This is a genomic window from Nostoc sp. (assembly GCF_036917775.1).
GTDB lineage: Bacteria > Cyanobacteriota > Cyanobacteriia > Cyanobacteriales > Nostocaceae > Nostoc.
Genome location: NZ_JBALEQ010000015.1, coordinates 142,108 through 152,083, shown reverse-complemented (window position 1 = coordinate 152,083; position 9,976 = coordinate 142,108). Strand labels below are relative to the sequence as shown.

The window sequence follows — 9,976 nt, the reverse complement described above, 5'->3', positions numbered from 1 at the left end:
GGGGGAGCCACAAAAATGCTCCCTATTTTTTGTCTCCACCATCTTCTCAAAGTTTTGTCCCATCTAGCTTAGAGTTGCCTTGTCACCCTCTCAGCATATTCTACTATTAAAACGACAAAAAACCGTGGTTGCTAAAAATTTAACCACGGTTTTAACTTTATAAAACTTGACTTTTGCTAGTACCAACAGACAATTAATCGCGGCCATTGATGGCAATTAGCAACCGCAAGATAAAGACGAACAAGTTGATGTAAGTTAAGTACATCGACAAAGCAGCAGGCAGATATTGGTCATCGCTGTAAGTGCGGGGCAAGATGTAGAAATCGACAACAGAAACCCCAACAAACAGGAATACTCCTAAGCCGGAGATGGCAATTTCTAACCAATTTGGCGTGTAAACACCAAACATGGCAAACCCAAATTGGGCAAGGCACACAACCACCAAGGCGATAACGCCAAGATTGATGGTTTTCGTCAAAGCCATCCCATCTTGTTCAGAAAGATTTGAACCAATTTGACGGGCGAAAATAAAAGTAACGCCACAACCAAGGGCAGCCAAACCAATGCCTTGAATGCCAACACCTTGGGATCTCAAAGCGACGAATATCAAGCCACTGAGAGTATATCCAGACAAGAGGCTGTAGGTTGCCAACAGGGGTAGTGCAAGACCCTTGTTACCTTTTTGGGCAACATTTTGAGCAACAAAGAACAAAATTAACTCCAAAATCACCGCACCGATAAAGGTGGGAAAGAATATTTCGGGGTTAGCACGGATAACTCCCAAACCGCCGTAGGTTCCTAATGCCGTTAGCACCAATCCACCACCAACGTAGGGGAGGGCGTTGGCGATTACGTTTGGGCCAACGAGGGCATGAGATTTAGCCTCACGGATAGCTTCACGAAAATTACTGGTATTGCTCATATTGAAAAACTGTTTTTTAGGAAAACGTTGTGCTTATTCCTATTGTTACCAATCTTTGCGGTTAACAGCCAAGGATTTAATATTGTTGCAAAATCTGAAAGGTAGCTTTGTTGTTAAAAATTAAAATCGTCAGTCTCTGAGGATTCCACTGGATCTTTAGTAGTGATAGCATACTCTTTAGCCTTGATTGCAAAGGGAAAAGGCAAAGGCAAGGAAACGTCATTTGCAAAATAAGGCCAGCGACTTCTGAGAGAGTGGACAAAGTGAGCTAGCTTGTCACCCTTGATTTCTGGGTGATGAATCAAGGCTATTTCTAAGATTCTGGCTCTTCCAGGCTGCCTGCTGCCATTGTCAAGGCGAGACTGAGTTTTTTGTAATATTGTTGTGCCTCGTTCAGTATACAACGCCTTTCTAACGCTCAGGTAGAGCGATCGCTCCCCATCATCACACACACCCCGCCATCGGTAAACACCACTGCGTCGCTCACCGGGAGAATCTTTAACAATAGCAACTGGTACTTCACCAGTATCTGCAATTCGTAAGCGCACAACCCACAGACGATTGATTTGTTCTTGTGAAAGGTATTCTTTTAGTGCTTGCAGTGGGTCATTAGTAAGTAGATTTTGGTTTTGTAGCCAGTTCAGCATTTTGCGGGCATTCAGTGCCTCTGCCATGAATAGTACACGCGGGGATTTATTATCAGTAATTGGAGTATTTAAACACTCTTGTAAACATTCAGCTACAAACTTATTAATTAGCCTTTGTTCTTGTGTTTGCTCTTGGTGCTTTTTTGCATCATCAACTTCTTCATTGCTTTCATCAAAAGAGTTTGGATTCCAGTCTTCATTCAAAAGATGTGCAAGTCCGAAAGGATATGACACCCAACCTTGTTTATTCCATAAATCAGGAGTTGTTAATTCTACTTTAGCTGTTATTGGATTAACTCTGATCATTAAAGTAACAGTTTTGGGAATGTTTTCTGCATTGGTTTTGCGGGTGCGGCGTAGGACATAAAAGCACGTTAACCAAACATCAGGATCAATGCCATCTTTTTTGGGATTAATTAAAGGAGTATCAGGTAAAATCCCAAATTGTCTTAGTAAGTCTGATACTGCTCGTTTTACTGGTTCCAAACCAGATTTTTTCAGTTTTTCTTCACCAGCTTTGGTAATATAAGTTATCCGATGAATATGTTGGTTGAGATAGCCTGTTTTCATTGCACCAATTCGCCATGCCAACTTGGGATCAGCCTCGGATATACGAGATTTCTGTCTAATTTCGATTAATGCCCCACTTAGTTCTTTAGTTTGGGGTAGAAACCCGGTAATTTGATTAATGCGCTCTACTAATAAATTAGGACGTTGCTGTTGATAAGTTTTCCTTGCTTCAGAAAAATGTTGAATTTCCAGGTCTTGTGTAAGGTCGCCAACATGTTGAGTCTTGATACACAGAGAAGCATAGAAACCTTGATAAATATTTTCTACTTTTGTAGGTGATAAATACAGTAACTGGCAAATTTCAGCAATCAGTGCATTACGACATTGTGGAGTTTCCCACAAAATAAGTATGGTGCGAAGAGGATTTTCAGCTTCACGAAATACTGCTGTTGCTGCTAGTTTTGGTCGCAGCATTGGGGTGTGTGAATGATTTGGGTCGTCAGATTTCTTAGCTTTTTTAGGCTTGGTAGATTGGTTCTCTTCAGTAGCACAAGGGCGAAAAATTTTCTGTTTGGGTTTCTCCAAAGGCCAGAAAATAAAAACGTTACCTGTCACTCTCTCAGCTTCACCCACTCTCTGAACAGGAAGATGTACTTCAATAGCTTGATCTAAACTAGCCAAATCTTGTGGACTGATACCAGCAAAGCAAGGTGGTTCTCCTAATTTAGAAGTGTAGGCGATCGCAGCTTGGATACCACTAGGAATTGTGTTCACACCTGACCAGTTATGATTTGGGTTAGAAACGAAATTATTTGCGTCAGGAAGTTGAGAGTCATTGAGAGAAAGAAGATTGTTGATGGCTTGAGGCCACTTTACTTCCTTTCCATAACGGTTCATCGTCAGTGGAATAAAGCAAAAGGTTTGGCGTTGTCCATCTAACCATCGGCGGTTATCACCAATATGAGCTTTCACGCCTGGATAAGGTACATAATTCAAAGGTTTAGTCAGCCACCGTCGAATTGATAAATGATGATAAACAATAGGTTTTTCGCGCCAGGGAACTGTTTGCAAAACAAACTCAATGACAAATGAGATGTATGCTGTTTCTGTTGTTTCCTTGTCTTTAGTTACCGTAACTTCGCTGGGAGGCCATGACATCAACTCAGCACCTTGGAGGCTGACGACTCGATAAAATGTCAGTTGATACTGCTCATCAACACCAAAGTAAACTCTTGGGTTTTTGAGAAATTCCTTGGCAAGGTAATCTGGAATTGCTTGGTAAAGGTTGTTTGTTTCGACTTTGTTTTGAGGATGGAGTAATTCATAGGTTTGTGAATCTTCCCATCGCCAATCATTATTATTCAAATTTGCAAGTTGTGACTCAACATCCTCCAAGGAACTAAATTCTTCTATTAACCAATCTTTGATCAAGTTACCCAAGTCAGAAATGTCTATGGTTTCTGTTGCTAATAACCAAGGTACATTGCCTTTTTGCCAGCCATTACGCACAGTCTTGATAATTTTAGGAAAACTACCAGATACCAAAGGGTCGAGGGAATAAACTGGCACAGCCCGATAACTTTTACCTTGGAGTCTGGCACACTGTTGAGCAAGGTTGTTGGCGACTTGTCGCCATGTAGTAGGGACATAGATTGCATAAAGTTCGCATATTGGATTCGTTGCAGTAAGTTCCCAAGCACCAGGAAGAATAATTTTAGTCATAGTTTAAGTTTCTTTCTCTCATTTGTTTCAACGCATTTAAAAAAGCTCCATAGAGCGATCGCGCCAGCACATCCTCACCTTCTACATAGGGTTCCAGCACCTTGATGATGGCAACCAAAAGTGAAGTGCTTTCACTGTCTTGTTCGCCAATAGCTGAATTTGGGGCGAATTTCACATCTATAAAATGGACTACTGCTGGTACTCCACCACGCACCAAACGCCCGATGATTTGCCAGATACTTACTAACTGAGTCCAGCAAAGTACCGATCGCTCTCCTTGTGTTAGTTGCTTAAAAGCCCACGCCGTGTAGTTCAGATTGACCATTTCGGCAACAGCATTCTGGTAGAAGATATCTGCAACCTGAGTCAGGGTTAGGTTCCCCGATATTGATTGAGCTTCTTCATAAAGAGTGGAGTCTTTTTCATGCTTTAGTGCCCAAGCATTGAGTTGCTGAACAGTAGATTGCCAGTTATCAGGGATTGGCATAGGTCTATTGAGGAATAACACTGCACCAAATGCAGCTTTACCTTGAGCATTCAAGATGTTGTGACCCCGCTCTAGAGCCATCAAAGGAGCAACTACAATCTGGGTGGGTAAATGTTGTAAATTCCTGATTTCGCTTCGTAGAATCCCATGAAGATGAGTCGGAGCATTGTCGCGCCGGAGGGTGGCAATACCGTCATCGTTGATGTTTACATCGAAACGGTAGCGGGATTGTAAGATAGACGTGACCCATTCGGATTCATCGTAACTACCCACGACAATCAAGATGCGATCGCGATCGCTCCACCATTCAGGTTGCTGTTGTTTTCGCTGTGCTAAATCCTGAAATACTCCATCTAGAAAACTCTGTCCACCTCTTACCGAGTGGCACATAGCCTCCACCATTTCTTTAGCAGCAAGTTTGCGTTTTGCAGGTGGTAATCCTGATAAAGCAATATAGTTGGCTTGCGGATTCTGTTTGGGACTAAAGAAAAATTGACTTTCAGCTATACCTGCCTCACCAGTTCTAGATTGCAACAATATAGTGGGTTTTATGTTGATGTGATAGGCTGGCGAACCCGGAGCGTAGCTAGTACCTGATATCAGAACAGTATGCGGGCCATCCCAATCATCTACAGCAAACAGTTTTGGGAAGTTTGACAGTAACGCACGACCTACACCCACATAGCGGAAATAGTCCAACTTGCCAGCTTTTTTAGCACTACGTTCTTGCTTATACAAAAAACCTAGAATATTTCCCACTGGCGATTCTGGTAAAACTGGGAGAAAGTCATCCGGTGGACGATGTAAAAGGTCTTGGCTTGAGTCGTGCAAGTTAATTACCCGACCGAGGTCGCTCAGATTATCAACTATAAAACCCAGCCGGTTATCGAGTATGGTGACTAAAATCGCAAACCGGAGATTTCGGGTTAGTTCCTCAAATTGAGTCTCATCAGGTAGGGAAAGATTATGGATTTCTATCCATCTTTTGCACCAAGGAGCAATTTCAGCTAAGGCTTGACGGTCATCTTCCGCAGTTAGTATTGTCAGCGCCAAACCTGAAAGTTCACCACCACGACGGGGATTGAACGGATGTTGTAAAAATCCATCTAGTTGATCCATCATTTGTTTGCGGCGGCGGCGTTGCTCTGTGGGAGCCAAGTCTGCTTCAATGATGCGTTTACGCCGTTCTTCCATGATTTGTTGGCGAGTTAGTTTCGGTTTCGCTGAGACAGAAATCTCAGGTGGATCAACTAGGTCACGGATAATCCGAGCAAATAGAGAACGACCTGTAAAAGGAAGTGGCCCCAACCACGCAACCAATTTAGGGTGCGTGAGGAGTAAGTGATAGATGCGGTTAGTAGCATTTTGGGTATGGTAATGTGCGCTTGTCCAAGCAACAAAGCGATCGCCTGCCATATCACTGCGATCGGAATTGTAAATCGTGGACTGGTTAAGTCCGAGTTTATTTAAAAATGAGTTTCCAGAACCATCGACTAAGACTTCATCAGGGGCAAACTCTTCGTCAAACTGAATCTGCACGCGATCGGCTTCGTCAACAAATAGATATTTACATTCTCGATAAACAGCCTCAGCAAAGGTCCAGTCTTGTTCAAATCCCTGGCGGGGTACACGAGTATGAATGAAACTAGCAGGGGTGAAAATCCAGACTGAAGCTGTAGCAATATCGTGTTCTAAATGGTGACGTGGGCATTTGTAATAACAGGGACAAGTGTATTTTTCATCACTTTCCTGCCAGTCTTCATCATCAGAATCATCATTATCAGCTACAAGAACTTTTTGATAAAGCTTGTGACAAGGTTCATTGCCAAATTCCCACTTATCTTCTGATTGCACTAGAGCTAAAAGTGGGCAGACTTGGCTGAACCAACGCCATGCAGGGTGCATCCCTCCCTTAGTAACTTCCTCACCCTCACTTTTGAGAATAGGTTCGTAGACTTTTGCCAGTTGCTCTTGGCGTTTACTACCCAACACTGGTGCAGCAGGAATTCCTAATTTGTGGCAGAACAAAGAAGCGAGGCGCACTGCTGTAGCAACAGCATTCACCATTAACCCACAGCGATCGCCCTGTTTAGCGAAGAAGTAAATCAGAATTTCCAACAGGGTAGACTTGCCCACATTCAAAAGCCCGACAATGTGGATAAGACCCTCTAAAGTTAGCTGATTACCGTGCTGGAAATTATCTGATTCAGCATCGTATAGCTGGAAGAGGATATTTTCCAAGCGGTTACGATAATTTTCTTGTTGCCCAAACTGGGACAATTTATCGTCCATTTCTTGGGCAGCTAGTATTAATTCTTCACGGGTAACGCTACACTGTGGATTATGCTTAGTCCGTGTGCGACGAAGGGTTACTACAGACGAAGGTGCTATATTAGCAACTTCCTTGGGAATATCAATAGGAACCTCAACTGGAGAGTTACCTTTTTGGGAAATCTTGGCATACCACCGCCCCTCATTTGCTAATTTGATTTTTCGTTGTCTATGCTGTGGAGTTTTTAATAAAGTTGGAAGATATATCTTCTCTAAACGAGTTGGGTAGGTACTGGATGGAATAGTTTGAGGAACATTCCTTGCCTCTTCAAGGCTGTAGATTCTAATAATTTCAGGTAAGTTGATGTACTCCTGAAGAACTCGCAGCCATTGTCTGCCTTTACGCTTAATCAAATAGAAACGAGCATTTTGTGTAAGTTGCCAGTTGCGATCGCTTTGTAATTGTTCAACTGGAAAGTGATATCCTTTCAGCAAAGCTTCCACAGAAGTGGCAGGTTCTTCTGGTGCTACTTCCTTAAGTAAGGTTAATCCCAATTCCACATCAGCAATGAGTTGGGCAAGACGCTTAAGTTCTCGCTGTTGTACCTTAGTATCTGCGTTAACTAAACTAGATACTATATGCTGTTGTAATTCATCAGAGTTGCGGAGTTTTTTACACAGATCCTTGCGCCAGCTAATGGTGTCACGCATTATTTTTTCTTCCCTAAAATTGCTTGAGCCTCGGTGATGATTTCGCTAAATAAGCGCAAACGCACCCCTTCAAGTTCAGGTTCTAGTTGTTCGCGCACTACCTTTATCCGCAAATAGTCTTCGCGTTCATCTGGAAAAACTACAAAGGTTTCCGTTGCATCACGCCGATACTGCACCTTTTGCAAACGTTCTTCATCCACAGATGACCAATCTTTAAAATCAATTGCCCAACGAACTTTGCGCGGGAACTCTACAAGTAAGTCAAATTCATCGACAAAAGGCCAGAGAGTAACGCGCAAACCCAATTTTGTAAGTTCTTCTTGAAGTTGAATTTCCCAAATTCCTGGAAGCGTACCGTACAAATGTACACCAGTGGTAACAGCTTTCCAGTCTGCTGCTTTTTCTTTAGAAATAGGTGGCAATGGTTGAAAGTTGCTGGTTGCACAAAGTCTTTCACACCAAGGGTTACGGCAAGTATATGTACCATCAGGGCGTTGGCGTTGGACATACTTGCAGCGCGGACACAGATGATAGACTCTATCCTCTGCCAACTTATCCATATCGACATAGATTTCTAACCGTGACAATAACTCGCGTAGTGGTCTGATTTCGGGTAAACGTAGCCATTGCCGATATTCTGAGTAATGAAGAGTAGGTTTCGTGATAATTCAGTAGTCGAAAAGCACGATAAGCATCTTCTAGCTGATTTCCTCGACAGTATTCCAGTACATCTTTCAGTACTGATTCTTGTACCTGCGCCACCACATTATTACCCGAAACTTGCCATTCTCTAGCAAAATCGGAAACTACTCCGTCTTCTATAACGCTGACATCTGGTGAAAGATATTTAATCTCTTGGGCTGGTTTCCAGGAAGCAATTGATGTTTCCGCCCAATCAAAAAATTGAGGTAGGTTCTCTGGGGCTTGTTCTCCCTGTAGTAAAGAAGTTAAGTACATACGGGACATACCAATGCGAAGGGCTTCTGGTACTTGACTTCGCTTTTCTAGCTCAAGTTTTTCCCACTGCACCACGCCAGTAGCTAGATACCGCAGAGTATCGGTAACAGATAGCTGTAAAGAGGGTTTTTCCGGTTCAGATGTGAGGAGGCGAAGACTACGGGCGCTGTGGTCATCCCATTCCACATCTATACCGCGCATAGTTTGCAACCACTTCTGAACTGTTGCTTTCTGACGTGGTTGCATTCCGAGTTCTTGACACAACTCTTCTAGAGTTGGTCCTTGTTTATGGATGCTGAACCATTGCTGAAGTGTATCCAGAATTTTTTGTCGGTGTTTGGTGATTTTCATTGTTCACCCTCCTGTTTTGCAGAAGTGTGACACCCACCAAACTGGCATGTCAATCACCTGTTTCCATGTTTCCACTAAGTTTCCAAAGTTTCCATCTCACCAAGTATTGAATAGAAATGTACCTCAAAACCCAACTAAGTACAAATCTCCATAAAAATGAGTCGGAATTCTGTTTTTTGTAGCTTAGGTTTTGTTTTGCCACCCAACTTTCAATTTGAATTTTCGACCTTTATTAATGAGGGTGCGTACTAAAAGATAAAATTGTCCAGTCTCTTTTGCGATTAATTCAGTAACTATTCACGTTGCTCTCACTAAGACAGATAGCTATTCAGTCAGTTATACATTATTCAGCATAAATAGCTAGTTTTTGTTGCAAAAGCTAAAGATTATGTGCAATTAAAGAGTTATGTAAAAAACAAAAATAACCTGCAACAGAGAGGTTATGAAAATCATGCGTACAAATACTGAATTATGGAGTTAGACCCCTCATAAGTTCAGTGAAACGACGATGGCTTATTCTTCCCTGACTAAGCAAAATAATAACAGCTTAGAAGAAAATATACGCAACTCCATTTTTTGAGGAATAGGAGTTACAACAAAGGAATGTATATGGCAACAAGTGAGTCCTCTTTACGAACTGATGGTATAGAATTATTACACTTGTACCACCAGAATCCTTCTATTAAACTTCGTAATAAACTTGTACAGTTACACACTGGCTTAGTACGAAAGATGGCTCATAAATTCAGCCATCAATGTAATGAACCTTATGAAGATTTAGAACAAATTGGGTATTTTGGTTTAATTAGGGCTATTGAGCGTTTCGATCCTAGCCAAGGATATGCTTTTAGTTCCTTTGCAGTGCCATATATTCGTGGAGAGATGCTGCACTTTTTGCGCGATCGCAGTACTTTATTAAAAATTCCTCGTCGTTGGCAAGAATTATACAATGAAGGGCAAAAGATTCGCAAGGACTTAGCAATGTCTTTAGGTCGCCAGCCCAAGGACGCTGAAATTGCCAGCCACCTGCGGGTATCTGTGCAAGAATGGCAAGAAACCAAGTTAGCCGCTCAAAATCGGATGCCTTTAAGTTTAGATGCAACCGCAGTTAACTATGTTGATTGTCAAATAACCTTGGGTGAAGCACTTCCTTGTCCTCGTTCTCATGTTCTTTTACAACAAGAAGAAGAACGCCAACAACTGCAAGGCGCAATCAATATGTTGGAAGAAAAGCCCCGCATGGCAGTCGAAATGGTATTCTTGAAAGAACTTTCTCGCAAGGATGCGGCCAAAAATATTGGTACTAGTCCAATGACGGTAACGCGCTATCTGCAAAAGGGAATCCAGGATTTGATTTGCTATTTACAACCACAGGTAATGCCCACTGGTTCGTAGTCG

6 protein-coding genes are annotated in these 9,976 nt (G+C 42.3%); 1 reads left to right on the top strand and 5 read right to left on the bottom strand.

What is annotated here, in order from left to right; all coding sequences use genetic code 11:
* Positions 1-193 precede the first annotated feature (193 nt).
* The 5 genes from V7K69_RS02245 to V7K69_RS02225 form a co-directional block, all read right to left on the bottom strand.
* A complete protein-coding gene (locus tag V7K69_RS02245; protein ID WP_335031009.1) occupies positions 194-922 on the bottom strand; it encodes a Bax inhibitor-1/YccA family protein in 729 nt (242 codons plus the stop codon).
* Positions 923-1,035: 113 nt separating this feature from the next.
* Positions 1,036-3,801: a pPIWI_RE module domain-containing protein gene (locus V7K69_RS02240; protein WP_335031007.1), complete on the bottom strand. Its 2,766-nt coding sequence runs from the start codon at positions 3,799-3,801 to the stop codon at positions 1,036-1,038.
* Positions 3,794-7,270: a hypothetical protein gene (locus V7K69_RS02235; RefSeq protein ID WP_335031005.1), complete on the bottom strand. Its 3,477-nt coding sequence runs from the start codon at positions 7,268-7,270 to the stop codon at positions 3,794-3,796. Before V7K69_RS02235 ends, V7K69_RS02240 begins: the two co-directional genes overlap by 8 nt.
* Positions 7,270-7,830, bottom strand: coding sequence for a restriction endonuclease-related protein (locus tag V7K69_RS02230; RefSeq protein WP_335031003.1), 561 nt, complete (start codon positions 7,828-7,830; stop codon positions 7,270-7,272). Before V7K69_RS02230 ends, V7K69_RS02235 begins: the two co-directional genes overlap by 1 nt.
* Positions 7,823-8,578: a hypothetical protein gene (locus V7K69_RS02225; protein WP_335031001.1), complete on the bottom strand. Its 756-nt coding sequence runs from the start codon at positions 8,576-8,578 to the stop codon at positions 7,823-7,825. The genes V7K69_RS02230 and V7K69_RS02225 overlap by 8 nt, the downstream gene beginning before the upstream one ends.
* Positions 8,579-9,187: 609 nt before the next feature.
* On the opposite strand from V7K69_RS02225, the gene V7K69_RS02220 reads away from it, so the two are divergent.
* Positions 9,188-9,973, top strand: a complete 786-nt coding sequence (locus V7K69_RS02220; RefSeq protein WP_094329630.1) for an RNA polymerase sigma factor SigF — start codon at positions 9,188-9,190, stop codon at positions 9,971-9,973.
* Positions 9,974-9,976: the final 3 nt, after the last annotated feature.

Excerpts from the sequence above, each read along its gene's own strand:
- V7K69_RS02245 (WP_335031009.1), bottom strand. The coding sequence starts at position 922 with ATGAGCAATACCAGTAATTTTCGTGAAGCTATCCGTGAGGCTAAATCT.
- V7K69_RS02240 (WP_335031007.1), bottom strand. The coding sequence starts at position 3,801 with ATGACTAAAATTATTCTTCCTGGTGCTTGGGAACTTACTGCAACGAAT.
- V7K69_RS02235 (WP_335031005.1), bottom strand. The coding sequence starts at position 7,270 with ATGCGTGACACCATTAGCTGGCGCAAGGATCTGTGTAAAAAACTCCGC.
- V7K69_RS02230 (WP_335031003.1), bottom strand. The coding sequence starts at position 7,830 with ATGGATAAGTTGGCAGAGGATAGAGTCTATCATCTGTGTCCGCGCTGC.
- V7K69_RS02225 (WP_335031001.1), bottom strand. The coding sequence starts at position 8,578 with ATGAAAATCACCAAACACCGACAAAAAATTCTGGATACACTTCAGCAA.
- V7K69_RS02220 (WP_094329630.1), top strand. The coding sequence starts at position 9,188 with ATGGCAACAAGTGAGTCCTCTTTACGAACTGATGGTATAGAATTATTA.